This window comes from Streptomyces sp. NBC_00523, assembly GCF_036346615.1.
Classification (GTDB): domain Bacteria; phylum Actinomycetota; class Actinomycetes; order Streptomycetales; family Streptomycetaceae; genus Streptomyces.
Window position 1 is genome coordinate 3,122,578 of record NZ_CP107836.1, and the last position, 17,323, is coordinate 3,139,900.

General features: G+C 72.0%; 13 protein-coding genes. 4 read left to right on the forward strand and 9 right to left on the reverse strand.

The annotated features are described in order from the left end of the window. Positions 1 to 55: 55 nt before the first annotated feature. Positions 56 to 256, forward strand: a complete 201-nt coding sequence (locus OHS17_RS14030) for a DUF397 domain-containing protein (protein WP_026171673.1) — start codon at positions 56 to 58, stop codon at positions 254 to 256. A 442-nt stretch (positions 257 to 698) separates the two neighbouring features. After that, a complete protein-coding gene (locus tag OHS17_RS14035) occupies positions 699 to 2,294 on the forward strand; it encodes a sodium:solute symporter family protein (RefSeq protein ID WP_330312453.1) in 1,596 nt (531 codons plus the stop codon). Here OHS17_RS14035 and OHS17_RS14040 read toward each other — a convergent pair. Then, positions 2,282 to 3,394 (reverse strand): ADP-ribosylglycohydrolase family protein, encoded by a 1,113-nt coding sequence (locus tag OHS17_RS14040; RefSeq protein ID WP_330312454.1) that lies wholly within the window; start codon positions 3,392 to 3,394, stop codon positions 2,282 to 2,284. The genes OHS17_RS14035 and OHS17_RS14040 overlap by 13 nt on opposite strands. Before the next feature lie 169 nt (positions 3,395 to 3,563). Between OHS17_RS14040 and OHS17_RS14045 the strand changes: the two genes are divergently transcribed. Then, a complete protein-coding gene (locus OHS17_RS14045; protein ID WP_330312455.1) occupies positions 3,564 to 4,490 on the forward strand; it encodes an aminoglycoside phosphotransferase family protein in 927 nt (308 codons plus the stop codon). Positions 4,491 to 4,503: 13 nt separating this feature from the next. On the opposite strand, the gene eccD is transcribed toward OHS17_RS14045, so the two are convergent. Continuing rightward, positions 4,504 to 5,973, reverse strand: coding sequence for a type VII secretion integral membrane protein EccD (gene eccD / locus OHS17_RS14050; protein WP_330312456.1), 1,470 nt, complete (start codon positions 5,971 to 5,973; stop codon positions 4,504 to 4,506). Positions 5,974 to 6,166: 193 nt separating this feature from the next. Between eccD and eccCa the strand changes: the two genes are divergently transcribed. After that, positions 6,167 to 10,132, forward strand: coding sequence for a type VII secretion protein EccCa (eccCa, locus tag OHS17_RS14055; protein ID WP_330312457.1), 3,966 nt, complete (start codon positions 6,167 to 6,169; stop codon positions 10,130 to 10,132). Here eccCa and mycP (OHS17_RS14060) read toward each other — a convergent pair. From mycP (OHS17_RS14060) to eccB, 7 genes are all read right to left on the reverse strand, one after another. After that, positions 10,129 to 11,415: a type VII secretion-associated serine protease mycosin gene (mycP, locus tag OHS17_RS14060; protein ID WP_330312458.1), complete on the reverse strand. Its 1,287-nt coding sequence runs from the start codon at positions 11,413 to 11,415 to the stop codon at positions 10,129 to 10,131. The genes eccCa and mycP (OHS17_RS14060) overlap by 4 nt on opposite strands. Positions 11,416 to 11,432: 17 nt before the next feature. After that, on the reverse strand, positions 11,433 to 12,875 hold the full coding sequence (locus OHS17_RS14065) for a WXG100 family type VII secretion target (RefSeq protein ID WP_330312459.1): 1,443 nt from the start codon (positions 12,873 to 12,875) through the stop codon (positions 11,433 to 11,435). A 32-nt stretch (positions 12,876 to 12,907) separates the two neighbouring features. Then, entirely contained in the window at positions 12,908 to 13,372 is a 465-nt protein-coding gene (locus tag OHS17_RS14070; protein ID WP_330312460.1) for a hypothetical protein, read from the reverse strand. 85 nt (positions 13,373 to 13,457) lie between these two features. Further along, positions 13,458 to 13,739 carry a WXG100 family type VII secretion target gene (locus OHS17_RS14075; protein WP_330312461.1) on the reverse strand — a complete coding sequence of 94 codons (282 nt, stop codon included), beginning with the start codon at positions 13,737 to 13,739 and terminating at the stop codon, positions 13,458 to 13,460. 51 nt (positions 13,740 to 13,790) lie between these two features. Then, positions 13,791 to 14,147 (reverse strand): WXG100 family type VII secretion target, encoded by a 357-nt coding sequence (locus tag OHS17_RS14080; RefSeq protein WP_330312462.1) that lies wholly within the window; start codon positions 14,145 to 14,147, stop codon positions 13,791 to 13,793. A gap of 156 nt (positions 14,148 to 14,303) precedes the next feature. Next, on the reverse strand, positions 14,304 to 15,437 hold the full coding sequence (gene mycP / locus OHS17_RS14085) for a type VII secretion-associated serine protease mycosin (RefSeq protein WP_330312463.1): 1,134 nt from the start codon (positions 15,435 to 15,437) through the stop codon (positions 14,304 to 14,306). 190 nt (positions 15,438 to 15,627) lie between these two features. Continuing rightward, positions 15,628 to 17,178 carry a type VII secretion protein EccB gene (gene eccB / locus OHS17_RS14090; RefSeq protein WP_330312464.1) on the reverse strand — a complete coding sequence of 517 codons (1,551 nt, stop codon included), beginning with the start codon at positions 17,176 to 17,178 and terminating at the stop codon, positions 15,628 to 15,630. Between the last annotated feature and the right edge of the window lie 145 nt (positions 17,179 to 17,323).

Sequence of the window (17,323 nt, forward strand, 5' to 3'; positions counted from 1 at the left end):
TGGGCGCAGCGGCTGGGCGCACCGCCCAACGACCGGCACAACCATCGGAGTCATTATGGTGATTCGGCAGAACGCACTGACTGAGTGGACCAAGTCCTCCTATTCCGCGAATGGGAACTGTGTGGAGGTCAAGGCGGCGGAGCGTCACGCGCTGCTGGTCCGCGACTCGAAGAGCGTGAGCAGCGGGGTCCTCGACTTCTCCGCGAAGACCTGGTCGGCGTTCGTCCTGGACGTCTCGCGCACCGCCGGGTTCTGAGACCGCGCGACCCGGCCGCGCGCTCGCGCCGCGGCCCGCACCAGGCCCTCTCGACCGGCCCGCCGTCCTGGCCGAGAGGGCTTTCGCCTCTTCCGGGCCGGATTCCCTGGTTTTCTCTGGCAGTTCCCCTCCTCACTCGACCGCACGGGACCCGCATCCCGTGCGGTCTTCTTCGTGCTTCCCTGCGCTCACAGCCTGGCGAAGCGCCCGCTCATCGTGTGGCCGCCGTCACGTTCGCGACAACGCTTCCGTGAGTCAAGAACGAGTAAAATCGTTCCTCTTGCTGATCTGTGTTCACATCTATGACCGGAAGGGTCCTTGACCCGGGTACCGCACAGGCGGTTCAATCCCCGAAGTCCCCGCTCCCGCACGGGGCGCCGCTGAGCGGCCGTACTGGCGAAGTGCGCACCCCGTTCACAAGGCGGACCCCGGGAGGGGACATATGAACAGTCTCGACTGGGTCGTGCTCATCGGCTACTTCGGCGTGATGATCGCGATCGGGCTCTGGTCCCACAAGCGTGTCGACAACGTCAGCGACTTCTTCACGGCGGGCGGCCGGATGCCCTGGTGGCTCTCCGGCATCTCGCACCACATGTCGGGGTACAGCGCCGTGATGTTCACGGGCTACGCCGGCATCGCGTACCAGTACGGCGTCACGTCCTTCGTGACCTGGTCGCTGCCCATCGCGATCGGCATCGGCATCGGCGCGAAGCTGTTCGCGCCCCGGCTCAACCGGCTGCGCTCGCGGCTGTACGTGGCGTCCCCGCTGGAATATCTCAAGAACCGCTACAACGTGCCGACCCAGCAGGCGCTCGCCTGGTCGGGGCTGCTGCTGAAGATCGTGGACGTCGGCGCCAAGTGGGCTGCGATCGCGACCCTGTTGTCCGTCTTCACCGGGATCACCCTGACCCAGGGCATCTTCATCACCGGCATCATCACGGCCGTCTACTGCACGGTCGGCGGCCTGTGGGCCGACGCGCTCACCGAACTGGGGCAGTTCGTCATCCAGTTGCTCGCCGGGCTCGCGATGCTCGTCACCGCGATGCACGAGCTGGACGGCTTCAGCACCCTGTGGACGGTCTGGGACAAGCTGCCCGAGGGCCACGCGGACCCGACGGCCGGTCCGTACACCGTGACGTTCCTGCTGGCGTACCTGTTCATCAAGACCTTCGAGTACAACGGCGGCATGTGGAACCAGGCCCAGCGCTACATGGCCACCGACTCCGCCGCCTCCGCCACCCGTTCGGCGCGGCTCTCCGCCATCCTGTGGCTGGTGTGGCCGACGGTCCTGTTCTTCCCGATGTGGTGCGCCCCGCTGCTGGTCCACGCCGAGAAGCCGGACGCCTCCGACAGCTACGCGCTGATGACCGAACAGCTGCTGCCGCACGGGCTGCTGGGGCTGGTCGTCGTCGGGTTCTTCTCGCACACGATGGCCATGTGCTCCTCCGACGCCAACGCGATCTCCGCCGTCTTCACCCGGGACATCGCCCCGGTCTTCTCCAAGGCCGCCCGCGAGTGGAGCAGCCGGGCCGGACTGCTGGCCGCGCGGCTGTCCACGCTGGGCTTCCTCGCGCTGTCCATGGCGCTGGCGACGCAGATCAACTCGCCGACGTTCAAGGACATCATCTCCGTCGTCATCAAGTGGGTCGCCGGGCTGATGGGCCCGATCGCGATCCCGTTCATGCTGGGGCTGCTGCGCCGCTTCCGTAAGTCGGGGCCGACGGCGGCGCTCGTCAGCTGGGCGGCGGGGCTGCTGGCGTTCTACTTCACCAACTACGACCTGGACGGCTCGGTGAAGGAGGGCGTGGCGCTCCAGTACCAGGTGGCGCTGCCGCTGGCGATCTCGCTGGTGCTGTACGTCGTGATCGGCTTCGTACGCCCGGAGGACACCCCGGAACGCGACGCGCTGATCGAGCGGATCAACACCGACGGCGACGGCCCGGAGGCGTCCGGCGCGGCCGCCGTCCCGGCGCAGGCCGGTCCGCAGGACGTCCCGGTCGCCACCGAGGGCACGAAGGGGGACGGTCAGCGCGGGTAGCGGGCCAGCCAGCCCGGCGCCGCGGTGGCCGGGCTGTGCAGGGCGGGCCCCTGGGTCATCTCCATGGCGAAGTCGTCGGCGAGTTCGAGGAGGGTGGCCCGCCCCTCCAGCTCGGCGAGCCAGGCCGGGGGCAGCGCGGTCTCCCCGTGCATCGCGCCCAGCAGCGCCCCGCACAGCGCCCCGGTCGCGGCGGACGGGCCCCCGTGGTTCACCGCGAGCCGCAGCCCCTGCCGCACGTCCTCCCCGACGAGCGCGCAGTACACCGCGACCGCCAGCACCTCGTCGGCGGAGTCCGTGACGCCCAGGGACTCGACGAGCGCGGGCCCCGGAATGCCCTGGCGTACGGCACCGAGGGCCCGGCGCAGCGCCTCGGTGACGGGGTCGTGGCCCGGGCGGTCCGCGAGCAGCCCCAGCGCGTGCTGCACGGAGCCGTCCAGGGTCTCGCCGCGCGCAAGGCCGTGCACGACGACCGCGAAGGCACCGGCGGAGAGCAGCGCGGTGGGGTGCCCGTGGGTGTGCGCGGCGCACTCGACGGCGAGCTGGAACACCAGCTGCGGCTCCCAGCCGACGAGCAGTCCGAAGGGCGCGGACCGGGTGAGGGCTGCGGCGTCGTGCGCGGCGGGGTGCTTGGGCCGGTCCAGGGTGCCCATGATGTCGTCGCCGAGCCCGTTCAGGCATTCCCGGGTGGGGCCGCGGCGGGCGTAGAGCCATTCCTGCCCGGCGAGCCAGCCGTTGTCCTTGCGGCGCTCGTCGGGCCCCCAGTCGTGCTGGGTCGCGGCCCAGCGGAGATGGGCGCGGTGGACGTCGGTGGGCGGGTGCCAGGCGCCGGTGTCGCGGCGGACCTGGGCGCGGATCAGCCCGTCGACGGTGAACAGGGTGAGCTGGGTGGCTGCGGTGACCGTGCCGCGCGCGCCGTGGGCGGGGACGAAGTCGGTGACGGCGTCGGGGCCGTGGGCCGCGCGGATCTCCTCCAGGGTGAGGGCGCCGACGCCGGCGCCGAGCGCGTCCCCGAGGGCGCCGCCGAGGAGGGTGCCGCGCACCCGGCTGCGGAAGTCCTGCTGCTCGGCCCGCCCCCAGACGGCCAGGATCCCTGTACTCACCGCGCCACTCCCGTATGCCGTGTCTTCGTTCCCCTGTGCGACTGTGCGGTAACTGCGCAGCACTGTAATCGAACGCGTGCGGGGGCCAAGGAGGGCGGAGCATTTCTTACGGCTCCGAGGCGCGTCGAATTCCGTTGCGGCGCGGGTGCCCGGGGGCGATGATCGCCCGATGCCCTCACCCCTCCCCCACGCCCATGCCCATCCCGACGGCCGCGCGGGCATCGACGCCGCGCTCGTGGAGCGGCTGATCGCCGCGCAGTTCCCGCAGTGGAGGGGCCTGCCCGTGGTCCCCGTCGAGGTGGACGGATGGGACAACCGCACGTACCGCCTCGGCGACGCGATGACGGTCCGGCTGCCCACCGCCGCGGGCTACGTCCCCGCCGTGGAGAAGGAGCACGTCTGGCTGCCCCGCCTGGCCCCCTCGCTGCCGGTCCCGGTCCCCCCGGTCCTCGCCCTGGGGGCGCCCGGCGAGGGCTACCCGTTCCCCTGGTCGGTCCGGCGCTGGCTCCCCGGCGAGGCGGCGGCGCGCGGGCACATCGCGGACCTCCCCGGCTTCGCGGCCTCCGTGGGCGCGTTTCTGGGCGCCCTCCGGCGCTGCGATCCGACCGGCGGCCCGGCGGCGGGCGAGCACAGCTGGTACCGGGGCACCCCGCCCGCGCACTACGACGCGCAGACCCGGCGCTGCCTGGCCCTCCTCGCGGACCGCCTGGACACGGCCCGGGCGCGGGCGGTCTGGGAGGCGGCCCTCGCCGCCGAGTGGCACGGGGACCCGGTGTGGTTCCACGGCGACATCGCCTCCGGCAACCTCCTGGTCCGGGACGGCGAACTGGCCGCCGTCATCGACTTCGGCACCTCCGGCGTGGGCGACCCGGCCTGCGACCTGGTGATCGCCTGGACCATGTTCGACGGCGAGAGCCGCGAGGCCTTCCGGGCCTCCGTCGCCCAGGACCCCGGGACCTGGGCGCGGGCCCGGGGCTGGGCGCTGTGGAAGGCGCTGCTGAATCTGGTGCTGGACACCGATGCGGACCCGGCCCGGTCGGCCGTCGAACTGGGGGTGGTGGAGGCGGTGGTGGGGGAGCACGAGGCGCGGGGGTGAGGGGGCCCGGGGCTCAGCCGGTCATGGAGCGGGCCGCCGAGTACAGGTCGAGGACGGCCAGGCAGAGCGGAACGAGGGCCAGGAGCAGCAGGGTCTCGGACAGGTCGGAGAGGCGGCCCCAGAACGGGGAGAGGCCCTTGCGGGGGACGATCAGCGCGATCCCGGTCAGCAGGGCGGCGCCGCCCGCGACGGCCGCGGCGAGCCACAGCGTGCGGATGTCGAGCGGGCCGTGGTCGTTCTCGGTCAGGAGCGCGGTGACCGCGTCGGCCGGGGGGTTGAGGGCCAGGCCGAGCACCAGCAGGCCGAGCGCGGCGATGCCCGCGCCGAGCACGGCGGCGACCTGGGCGGTGTAGCGGAAGAGCCGGGCGCGCAGCAGCATCGCGAGTCCGGCGGTCAGCGCGAGGGCCCGGCCCCAGGCGTCGGAGGAGAAGCCGAGGACGGCGGCCGAGGCGACCACCACCACGCTGCAACCGCCGACGAGGCCGAGCAGCAGCTCGTGGCCGCGCCGGGCCTGGGCGGTGATGCGTTCGGTGTCGACGGGGTCGGCGTCGCCGAGGCCGGGGTCCCGGTCGAGGTCGGCGTCCGTCGTGGGGTGCGGGGCCGCGTAGCCGATGGGCAGCTGGGCGACCCGGGCGGAGAGGCCGGGCAGGAAGGCGAGGGCGCCGATCGCGACGACGGCGCAGACGGCGGCCGTGTCGCGGGGGTGGGCCTCCGTGACGATCGACAGGTAGGTGGCGAGGGTCCCGACGGCCGAGGCGAGGACGAACGCCACGAACGGGGCGTCCCCCGCGGGCGTCGCGACGACGAGCCCGGCGGAGACCACGAGGACCGCCGCGCAGCCCAGCATGAACTGGAGGCGCCCGGCCCCGGTGCCCGGGTCGAGGGCGAGGAGCCCGGACCCGGCGATCATGACGTGCGGCAGGGCCGCGAGGCCGAGCGCGACCGCGGAGGCCCGGTCGGCGTACCGCCGGGCGCGGACCCCGGCGAGCGCGGCGAGCAGCAGGCCGACGGCGGCGGCGACGATGCCCGGGAGCCCGTGCATGTCGTGCCGGACCGGATCGGCGAACCAGACCAGGAAACCCAGCAGGACGAGCAGCAGCGCACCGCCGAAGAGCCCGGCGAAGCCGAGGAGTTGGTCGCTCCACAGGGCGCGGTCCTTCCGGACGGCGGAGGCGACCGCGTCGGCCACGTCGTCGAAGACGGCGGGCGGGAGCGATTCGGTGAAGGGCCGCAGCCGCAGCACGTCGCCGTCCAGCACGCGCTGGACGCCCAGCGTGTGCGAGGCGTCGAGCACGGTGTTGTCGCGGCGGGTCAGGTGGTAGCCGGGCGGGGCGCCCGGGGGCGTCTCCTGCCCGGTCAGCCGCAGGATCTCCGGCAGGAGGTCGGCGACGGTGACGTCGTCGGGCAGCGCCACGTCGATACGGCTGTCCGGCGCCACGACCGTGATGCGGCAGAAGCCGGTGCTTGCCAGGGTCGAACTCACCCGCGTGGTCCCCTCGTTCGCTGATCGGCGCTCCCGGACCGGGTCCGCGGAGCACTGCCGTACGCCCACTGGACGTCACCCTATCGAGGACCCTCCATGCCTACATTAGGATGATCGGCGCGCGGAGGTAGGTCGCTGCCACGGGGGTGCCGGCCCACAGGGCTCCGGGCCGCACTGAGGGGCTGATTCGCCGGTGTCCCAGATCGTCGTCAAACGCCCGCCCCGCGCGATGCCACCCGCGACTCCCACCGAGGAACTGCGGGTGGAGCCGCCTCCGGAACTGCCGCGCGGGCAGCAGGAGGGCATGGCGATGCAGCTCCTGCCGATGCTCGGCATGGGCTCGTCGGTGGTGTTCTTCTTCATGCCGGGCTCGCACCCGTTCATGAAGATCATGGGCGTCATGATGCTGCTGTCCACCGTGGCCATGGCCATCGCCCAAGTGGTACGCCACCGCAAGGGCACCCAGGGCCAGTCCGCCGAGGGGCGCCGCGACTATCTGAAGTACCTCGCGCAGACCCGGCGCAAGGTGCGCCGCACCGCGCGCGCCCAGCGCGAGGCGCAGTTCTATCTGCACCCGGATCCGGACCAGTTGTGGTCCCTGGTGGACGGGGAACGGCTCTGGGAGCGCCGGATCGCCGACGCCGACTTCGGGCAGGTCCGCGTCGGCCTGGGCCCACAGCAGTTGTGGACCCCGCTCGTCGCGCCCACCACGGCACCGGTGGAGGAGCTGGAACCGCTGTCGGCCGGCGCCATGCACCGGTTCCTGGCCACGCACGGTTCGCTGGAACACCTGCCCATGGCGGTGTCTCTGCGCGCCTTCTACCACGTCGTGGTCTCCGGCGACCCCGAGCCGGTACGCGGCTCCGCCCGCGCGATGGTCGCCGCACTCACCGCGCTGCACTCCCCCGACGACCTGGTGGTCGCGGTCGTCGCCGCCCCGGACGTCACGGACCAGTGGGACTGGACGAAGTGGCTGCCGCACACGCAGATCCCCGGCGCCTACGACGGGGCGGGCACCAAGCGGATGTTCAGCGACGACCTGGCGGAGGTGGAGGAGCTGCTCCGGCCCGCCCTGGACGGCCGCTCGCGCTTCAACCGCGAGGCCACACCGCTCCTGGACCAGCCCCATGTCGTCCTCGTCCTGGACGGCGGCGTCGTCCCTCAGGACTCGCTGTTCGCCTCGGCGGAGGGACTTCAGGGGGTGACCGTCGTGGAGATCGTCCCGGAGGAGCTGGACGAGCCGCGCGGCGGGCTGCACATCGCGGTGCGGCCCGGGCGGCTGCGGCTGGAATCGGCCGGCGCCACCTACCACGGCACGCCCGACCACCTGCCGGTCGAGGTCGCCGGGGCGCTGGGCCGCCGGCTGGCCCCGTTCCGGATGGGCAGCGGGGCGGACGACGACGAACCGCTCCTCGCCAACCTGGACTTCACGGACCTGCTGTCCATCGGCGACCCCGCCGCGGTCGACACCGACACGGTGTGGCGGCCGCGCTCCACCGCCGACCGGCTGCGGGTCCCGATCGGTGTCGGCGAGGACGGCTCCCCGGTCATGCTCGACCTCAAGGAGGCCGCACAGGAGGGCATGGGTCCGCACGGGCTCTGTGTGGGCGCGACCGGTTCCGGCAAGTCCGAACTGCTGCGCACCCTGGTGCTGGGCCTCGCCGTCACCCACTCCTCGGAGACCCTGAACTTCGTGCTGGCGGACTTCAAGGGCGGCGCCACCTTCTCCGGGATGGCGGATCTCCCGCACGTCGCCGCGGTCATCACCAACCTGGCGGACGACCTGACCCTGGTCGACCGCATGCGGGACTCCATCACGGGTGAACTCCAGCGCCGCCAGGAGCTGTTGCGGGCCGCCGGCAACTACGCGAACCTCACCGACTACGAGAAGGCGCGCGCCGCCGGGGCCCCGCTGGAGCCGCTGGCCTCGCTGGTCCTGGTGATCGACGAGTTCAGCGAACTGCTCACCGCCAAGCCGGACTTCATCGATATGTTCATCCAGATCGGCCGCATCGGCCGGTCGCTGGGCGTGCATCTGCTGCTGGCCTCGCAGCGCCTGGAGGAGGGGCGGCTGCGCGGACTGGACACCTACCTCTCGTACCGGATCGGGCTGCGGACGTTCTCCGCCGCCGAGTCCCGCACCGCCCTGGGGGTGCCCGACGCCTACCACCTGCCGTCGGTACCCGGTTCCGGGTTCCTGAAGTTCGGCACGGAGGGCATGACCCGCTTCAAGGCGGCGTACGTGTCGGGGGCCTACCGGCCCGGGTCCGCGCCGGTCACGGGTGACGGGCCGGCCATCGACCGGCGTCCGGTCCTGTTCACCGCCGCCCCGGTCGCGGTCCACTACCCGGAGCCCGCGCCGGACGTCTCCCTCGCGCCCGGGCGGACCACGCCCGACGCCCTGGCTGACACGGTCCTCGACGTCATCGCCCGCCGCCTGGAAGGGCAGGGACCCCAGGCCCACCAGGTGTGGCTGCCGCCGCTCACCGAGGCACCGTCGCTCGACCGGCTGCTCCCCGCGCGCACGGTCACGCCCGAACGCGGCCTGCACTCCCCCGAGTACGCGAGCAACGGCGCCCTTGTCGTCCCGTTCGGCCTGGTGGACAAGCCGTTCGAGCAGCGCCGCGACACTCTGGTCCGGGACTTCTCCGGCGCCGCGGGACACATGCTGGTCGTGGGCGGGCCGCGCTCAGGGAAGTCGACCCTCCTGCGCTCCCTGATCGGCTCCTTCGCCCTCACCCACACCCCGTCCGAAGTGCAGTTCTACGGGCTGGACTTCGGCGGCGGAGGCATGTCCGCCGTCGCCGGCCTACCGCATGTCGGCGGGGTTGCCTCCCGGCTCGACCCGGAGAAGGTCCGCCGTACGGTCGCCGAGGTCGCGGGCATCCTCAGCCGGCGCGAGGCGTTCTTCCGGGACAACGACATCGACTCGATCACCACCTACCGCCGGCTGCGCGCCGCCGGACGGCTGCCGGACGAGGCGTGGGGTGACGTCTTCCTGGTCATCGACGGCTGGCAGTCCTTCAAGTCGGACTACGAGTTCCTGGAGCCGGTCGTCGCCGACATCGGCGCCCGGGGCCTCGGCCTCGGCATCCACCTGGTCGTCACCGTCTCCCGGTACATGGAGATGCGCGCCGCGCTCAGGGACCAGCTGCTCAACCGCCTGGAGCTGCGACTCGGCGACCCGACCGACTCCGAGCTGGACCGCAAGGTCGCCAAGAACGTCCCGGTCGGCACCCCGGGCCGCGGCATCACGGCGGAGAAGCTGCACTTCATGGGCGCCCTGCCGCGCACCGACGACTCGGCGGGCGGGGGCGGCGACGACCTGTCCGAGGCGACCGCCGCGTTCGTCCGCGAGGTGACCGACGGCTGGCCGGGCCCGCACGCCCCGGCGGTCCGGATGCTGCCCCGGATGCTGGCCGCCCGGGACCTGCCGTCCGGGCCCGCCGACACCCCCCGGCGCGGTATCGCGATCGGCATCGACGAGATGAACCTGGCGCCGGTGTACGTCGACTTCGACACCGATCCGCTGTTCGCGGTGTTCGGCGAGTCGGAGTCCGGGAAGACGGCCCTGCTCCGGCTCCTCATCCGGCAGATCACCGCCCGCTACACACCTCAGGAGGCGCTGATCTGCGTCGGGGACTACCGGCGCAGCCTGCTGGAATGCGTGCCGGAGCCGTACCTGGTCGGCTACGCGACGGCCCAGAGCACCTTCGAGTCGTACCTGGGCGACATGAACACCCTGATCACCAGCCGCACCCCCGGGCCGGACGTGACCCCGCAGCAGCTGCGCACCCGCAGCTGGTGGCGCGGGCCCCGGGCCTTCATCGTGGTGGACGACTACGACCTGGTCGCCACGTCCTCCGGCAACCCGCTGGCCCAGCTGGTGGACAACCTGCCGTTCGCCCGGGACACCGGTGTGAACGTCATCATCGCCCGCAGCAGCGCGGGCGCCGGCCGCTCCTCGTACGAGCCGTTCATCCAGCGCTTCAAGGAGCTGGGCGCACAGGGCGTCGTCCTGTCCGGCCACCCCGGCGAGGGTGAACTCCTCGGCAATGTGAAGGCCCGCCCGCTGCCGCCCGGCCGCGGCTTGTTCGTCACCCGCCGGGGCGCGTCGGCCCTGATCCAGACGGGGTGGCTGGCGCCGGAGACGGACTAGGGCTCACGGGGGTGGTTGACGCCGTACGCGATGACCTGGGCCGGGTGCCCGGCTCTGCGGCGGCGGACCAGGAGGACCGCGCCCGCGGCCACCACCGCCGCCGCGACCGCCCCGGTGACGATCCAGACGGTCGTGCTCCCGTCGCCCCCGCCTGCCTCGCCCGTCGGCACCGGGGTGGCATCCGGCAGCGGCTGCCTCGACGGACTCGCGGACGGGCTGGGTGCGGAGGGGGACGGGGAGGCAGCCTCGCGGGCCGCCACGAGGGGGTTCACGTCGGCGGGGCCCGGGTCGCCGGGGTCTTCGAGGATGGCGACGCGGGGGCGGACCGTGCCGTAGCCGAGGTAGCGGCTGGGGACGGTGCCCGTGGTGGGCTTGCTCGCGGTGTTCATGAGGACCCGCAGGACCTGGTTGCCGGTCCAGTCGGGGTGCAGGGACCATATGAGAGCTGCGGATGCGGAGGCGATGGCGGTGGCTTGGCTGGTGCCGCCGCTGTCGCAGTACCCGGGTTCCCCGCCTCCGCAGAGAATCGGGATGTTCTCGCCTGGAGCGGCAAGCGCCACCTGAGGGCCGGAGACCGAGTACTTGGTGACCGTTGCCGTCTTGTCCAGGGCCCCGATACCCGCGACACCGAGAGTGGCCGCGGGGTACGCGAGGTCGTTCCCCTCCGCGCCCGTGTTGCCGGTGCCCGCCAGAAGCAGCTTCCCGCGCCCGATGGCGTAGTCCACGGCCTGCTGGATCGATTCCTCCTCCCGGTCATCGACCATGTAGGTGTCGAAGGCCAGGGACATGTTGATGATCTTCGCATCGCTGTCGGCGGCATACCGGATGGCTTCGACAAGCGCCGGGACGCTGTTGGTACCGGACTCCTTGGACGAGCCGAAGACGGTCAGCGGAAGGATGCGCGCGTCGGGCGCGAGACCCTTCACGCCCTGGCCGTTCACCCCGTTGCCCGCGATCAGCATCGCCATCGCGGTTCCGTGCCCGTTCTTGTCCTTGTGGGCGCCACGCTCGGGCTCCATGAAGTTCTTGCCCTTGAGCACCTTCCCCGTCAGTTCCGGGACGGTGGGGATCACCCCGGTGTCGAGCAGGGCGACGGTGATCCCCTTGCCGGTGGTGACCTTCCACATCTCCGGGGCCCGCATGCGGTCCAGGTACCACTCGCGGTCGCGCATGGTGTCCGCCGTCGCGGCCGGGGCGACGGCGCCGCCGAGGAGGAGCAGGGCCCCCAGCGCCGACACGACCGCCGACGCCTGCCCACGCCGCCGCCTGACCGTTGACCTCATGCCACCCACTCGTGTTCCTAGTCGATCACGGGCGGGACCACACCGTCCCCCGTGTCCCAGGTTTCCTCGTCCTCGGTGAGGTAGTCCGGGGATTCGCCGTCCCGCCGCCCGGGGCGCCGACGCGCATTCTGCGTGCCGCCCATCGGGCCCATCGCACCCATGCCCGCCCCACGTACGAGACCGGAGCCGCCCGGTGTGAACTCCCGTGCCGCCCCCGCGCCGCGAGGCGACCCGACCATACCGCCGGGCTCGGTGACCAGGCGGCGCGAGGCACCGGCGCCGACGCCCCGCCCCATGGGTGAACCGACCGGTCCGGCCCCGTGACCACCCATCATTCCGCGGCCCGTGACCGGGCCTTCGCCGCCGATGACCGTGCCGCGCGGGCCTCCCGCGACCGGGCCGGTGACGGACCGCGCGGGCATCCCGCCGTGGATGGCCGGATCGGCCCGGGGGGCTGCCGGAGGCCGGACGCCCTCGACGCCGCCCCTGCCCACGGGCGCGGGCGCGACGGGGGCGATACGCCGGACCCCGCCCGCCTGCGGGGGCAGCGCCACGGGCGGAATCGCGGTCGGGCCACCTCCTCCACTCACCGGGGGCTGTGGCGGGGGCCCGCCGTTGGGCGGCGAGGCCATGGTCGGCGGGGCCTGCGGCAGCGTCACCGTGTCGATGCCCGTCCCCGTGGTGTCCGGGGCGCCGGGCGTGGTTCCGGGCGTCGCGCCGACCGCTTGCGGAGTGGTCACCGTGTGCGGAGTCCGGTCGGAGACGCTGGTGACGGGCGACGTGGCACCGTCGACGGGCTGCGCGGTGACCGGCTGGTGCCCGGGGCCGCTGGTGCTCGGCGCACCGGAGATCGGGGGCGTATCGGAGCCCTCCTCGGAGCCGTATCTGTCCTTCCAGGCATCGACCGGCACCTCCGGCAACGTCGAAGCAGGCAGCGGTTTGAACAGCGGCTCCTCCTGCGTGGCGATCATCTGCTGCGCGGTCATGTAGTACGAGGCAAGCTTGTTCATCTGCGGAATCGCCTCGTTCCGCGCCTCCTCCACAGCTCTCAGCCGGATCATCTCCGCCGCCGCGTTCGGGATGGGTTCCGACGTGGCCTGGGGGTGGCTGTTCAACACCGTGCTGACCTCGATCAACGCCTGCCCGGCCGTTCGCAGCGAGGCGCCCGCGGCGCCGGCGTAGTCGGCGAGCTTGAGCGTCTGCTTGGCGAAGTCGTCGCCCCACTCGCGGAAGGCGTCGCCGCCGTTGCCCTTCCACTTGGTGCGGCTGACGTGCTCCTTGAGCTCGTTACCGATCTTCTCGATCTCGGCATGCGCGTCGATCAGCGCGTTACCGCGGCCCATGAGCGCCATGGGGTCCACCCCGCGGATCATGTTCAGCATGTCCTCGAACGACATGTTCTCGAAGTCGGTGATGCGCATACTGCCGTTGGGCGGCGGCAGCTTGCCGTGATCCCCCATGGTCGTCCCCCCTCCCCGTTCCGTTCACGTGGCTAGTAGCCGGCATGCTCGCTGGGCACAGCCCGGCCGCCGGACGTCCCGTCCGTCTCCGCGTCGGCGTTCGGCGGCCGGCAGACGGCCTCGACGCGCTTCCGGATGAGATTCAGGCGCGCGGCGTATTCGTGATCGACGCCCTCGTACCCCCGGTCCGCCAGGTCGACGGTGATGCCCATCGCCTCCAGTTGCTCGCCGAGCATCATGGAGAGCTGCGTCAGACGCAGATGCACCATCGCGTAGGTGGCGTGCAGGAGAATGGCCTCCGTGAATCCCGCGGCCCCGTACGCGGCTGCGGTCACCTTCTGATCGATGATGCGGCCGTGCGCGGCCGGTGACCCGTCGAGCGTCATGAGCAGCCGGTCCACACGGGACTTGAAGCTCTTCAGCGACTCGCCCGGCGCATCCAGGTCGGGCGCGCCCGGTTCGTACAGCGGTGGATCGTCCGGAAGATGAGATCCCATGCCAGCACCCCCCTAAAGTGCCGTGGTGCCGCAGCCCGTGGGTGCGGGAGACGGACCCCCCCGCCCCGCACTCACGGGCCGCCGGTCAGCCGTGGAAGCGCCGGGACTGGGCGAGGTCGTTCGCGTGGTAGCCCTCGGTCGCTTCCAGGAGCTTGTTCGCGATCGTCATCAGCGTCTCGTGCATGTGGTTGACCCTGAGGTCCCAGCCGTTGTGGCGGTCGTGGAACGCCCGCTGGGTCTCACCGTCCCAGGTCGCGACGACGGCCTTGACCTTGCCGTCGAGCGTTTCGAGCTGGGTCTTGATGCTGTCGGCGGCGGACCTGACCTGGTTGGACGCCTCGACGACGCCTGCGTACGTGATCTCCATGAGCGGTCTCCTGAGCGGGATGCGGAAGGCGAACGGAATACGCGGGCGGGGCTACGAGACCTGGAACCGGTCCAGGATGCCGTTGCTGCCCAGGTGGTCGACGCCGCCGATGCCCTTGAAGCTGTTGAGCCGCTCGACCTCCTCGGCGTCGAAGCCGTCGCGGCTCATGCGGACGGCCTCGCGCGTGAAGTCCAGGAGTTCCTTCAGGTTGCGCACGTCCAGGTTGACCTGCGTCTGGAGGCCGTTGTACGCGTTGGCGGCGATGCCCTTCCAGTGGCCCTCGACCGAGTCGATGACCCCGTTGAGAGCGGTGATCCTGCCCTGGAGCGTGTCGTGCATGTAGTCGAGTTCGAGGACGAGCCGGTCGATCTCTTCGGCTGAGATCTTGAACTTGTCTTTGTCTCCCATGACGCGTCTTCCCCCCTGCAAGGAATGGTGCGGGCTTCCGGACCACCGGCTACAGCGTCTGGATCAAACCGCATTTTTGCGTTTGTCACCTTAGCTGCAAAGGCAAACGATGCCAACACGCTTTGAGACAAACGGAGTTGTTGGATATTCACCTATTCACCGGCGCGCCGCACTCCGTCGGTCCCGGTCCCGCACCAGCACCGCGACGCCCGCGATCACCGCGGCAAGGAGTCCCGTCGCGGCCAGGGCGTACGTGGAGATCCTGGTCATCCGCTCCTGCCGGGTCTCCCCCAGCTGGAGCGCCACCGGCTCCGGCCCCACCGGCCCGTCCGCGACCGCGCGGTCCGGGGTGGGAGCGTCGACCGGGTGCTCGTCGTCGTTGAGCGCGCGCACCGGGTCCACCACCCCCCACCCGACGAAGTCGTCCCGCCCGTTCACCGCGCGCCCCGCGGTCTGCTCGATCTGGGCCACCACCCGGGCCTGCTTCCAGTCCGGGTGCTTGGCCCTGATCAGCGCGGCCACCCCGGCGACGTACGGCGCCGAGAAGCTGGTGCCGTTGTCCACGCACTGGCCGCCCCTGGGGACGGTGGACACCATGTCGACGCCCGGTGCCGCGACGCCGATGAAGTCACCGGTCTGCGAGAACGGCGCCCGCTCGTCGTTGCGGTCCGACGCGGCCACCGCCAGGACACCCGGGTACGCCGCCGGATAGGTGGCCTTGACCTGCGCGGCGAGCCCGTCGTTGCCCGCCGAGGCCACCACGACGATGTCGCTCTTCAGCGCCTCGCGGACCGCCCGCGCCAGGTCCGAGTCGGCGCGCAGGGGCCGCAGGGTGTCCTGGGAGATGTTGATGACCCGGGCGTGCTGCTTGATGGCGTGGCGGATGGCCGCGGCCATCGTCTCGGCGGTGCCGGTGCCCTGGTCGTCGTTCTGCCGGATGGGGATGATCGTCGCCTCCGGGGCCAGGCCGACGAACCCGGTGCCCGCGTGCGGGCGGGCGGCGATGATGCCCGCGACCTTGGTGCCGTGGCCGACCGGGTCCGTCGTGCCGTCCCCTCCGCTCGGCTTGCCCTTGCCCTTGCCCTTGGCCACCGAGCCGTCCGGATTCCGTACCGGGAGCAGGTCGGTCCCGGCGCCCCGGTCCACGGCGGTCGTCAACTGCGGGTTGGTGGCGTCCACCCCAGTGTCGATCACCGCGACCCGGACGCCCTTGCCTCTCGTGTCCTGCCAGAGCTGGTCGAAGACGAGCCGCTGGAGCGACCAGGGGCGGCCCCTGATCTGCCGCGGCATCGGAAAAGCGCACTCGCCGCTGCCCTCGGCGCCCGTTTGCGGAACGGAATCCGCCGCTTCCGCGGGCACCGCCGGGAACACCGGAAGGCCGATTCCCGCCGCACAAGTCAGAAGCAGAAAGGCAGCCGGGAAGACAGCCGTGGAACGGAATGCGTGACGGGTGATCATTTCGCGCCCCTCTCCTTACGGCTCAGGAACTCTGCGGCTGCTTGGCGCTGTTCGTGTCGAGACGCGGCCCCTTGGGCAGCAGGTTCGACCAGTGCTCCGGCACCGGAAGTGGCTTCACGTCCTGGTACCCGAGCCTGATCTGGGCCTGGTTGGCCTCGGCGGCCTGCTCCTCGGGCGTCCCGGGGCTCGCGGTCGCACCGATATCCGAGGGGCCCGCGCTGCTGTCGTTGTTGCTCTGCACGGCGTACCGCAGCCCCGTGTCCGTCACCAGGAAGACCGACCCGGTGCCGGGCGACGCCCCGCTGAACTGCCGGTACAGCATGCCGCTGCCCGGGGTGACGTACGCACTGGTGGCGCCGTCCAGGAAGCTCACCGGATAGCCGGGACCGGCCCAGGTGGTGAGTTCGGGCTCCCCCTTGGCGTCGACGCCGTGCAGCACGTTGCAGACGGTCCCCTTGCGGGCGTCGGTGTCGTTGGCCTGGGCGGGGACGCTCCCGGGCCAGCCCTTCTCCGCATAGAACTCGTCGGGCGAGGAGGTGAAGGACTGCGGGGCGACCTCGGCGGGCCGCGCCTTCTGGCCCAGTACCTCCGCCTCCGGGCTCGTCAGGAGCAGCCGGGCGACGAGGCCGGAGACCGGGGACACCGCGCCCGGCAGGACGACGTAGTGCTGCATGCCGGTGCCGGCGACGGCCTTGAGGACCATGCCCACCCGGTTCAGGCCGGGGTCCAGGCCGTCGATGCCCGCCGGGTCGCCGACCTTGCCGGGGAGCTTCGGGAAGTCGACGGCCGAGCCGGGGTGCAGGGTGCCGAGCCAGTCCTTCGTGACCTTCTGGGGCCGGGCGCCCTCGCTGAACAGCGCGCGCCGCAGCACCTCGTCACGGGCCGAGGTCTTGCCGCCCCCGGAGGTGCCGATCGCGTGCCGGGTGCCGTCGGCATCCACCAGATACCGGGTGCCGTCGCCGCCGGCCGCCTCGACGTACAGGGCCTGCCCGTCGTGCAGGCGCCGCTTGCCGCCGACCTTGCCGGCCTCCCGGTCGGCGAGCAGGAACACCGCCTTCTGCACGGTGTCCCCGGAGCCGGCGCCCGGCTGCTCGCAGACCGCCCACAGCTTGCTGCGGCCCGCCTCGGCCGCGTCGGGCAGCCGGTCGGGCGCGTACGGTATGCCGAGCATCGGACCCCGTTGCAGCTTGCCGCTGTCGAGCTCGGACTCCGGGACCTGCATCACGGAGGACTTGTCGGGGTCCAGAAGCAGTTTCGCCGAGGCGAAGTTCAGTACCGGGTGCAGGCGTTTGACGCCCTTGGTCTCCAACACCACGTAACGGGTGGTCGAATCGCCGCCGACGATGACGTGCGCGCCCGGGGTGGCCCAGCCGCCGGGGACCTTGGGCTTGAAGATGCCCCAGGCGCCGAACCCGGCCAGCAGCAGGGCGCCGATCACCACTCCCGGCACCACGGCCCGCAGCGGGCGCGGGGCGGACTCGTCGGTTCCGGCCGCCGAGGGTTGCAGAAAGGCGGCGACCAGTCTCTTCTTCGCGAAGGTATAGGCGTTGAGTTCGTCCCGCCGTGATGCCATCTGCCCTGCTTCTCCCCGTGGTCAAATGCTCCGCGAACCGCCCCCACTATGCCCGCCGCCGCCCGGGCGCGGGGCTCGGGGGCGATAGCGTTGGCCCGGGTTCCACACACCAAGTGCCGTGACACGAGGGGACTTACCGGGGGAT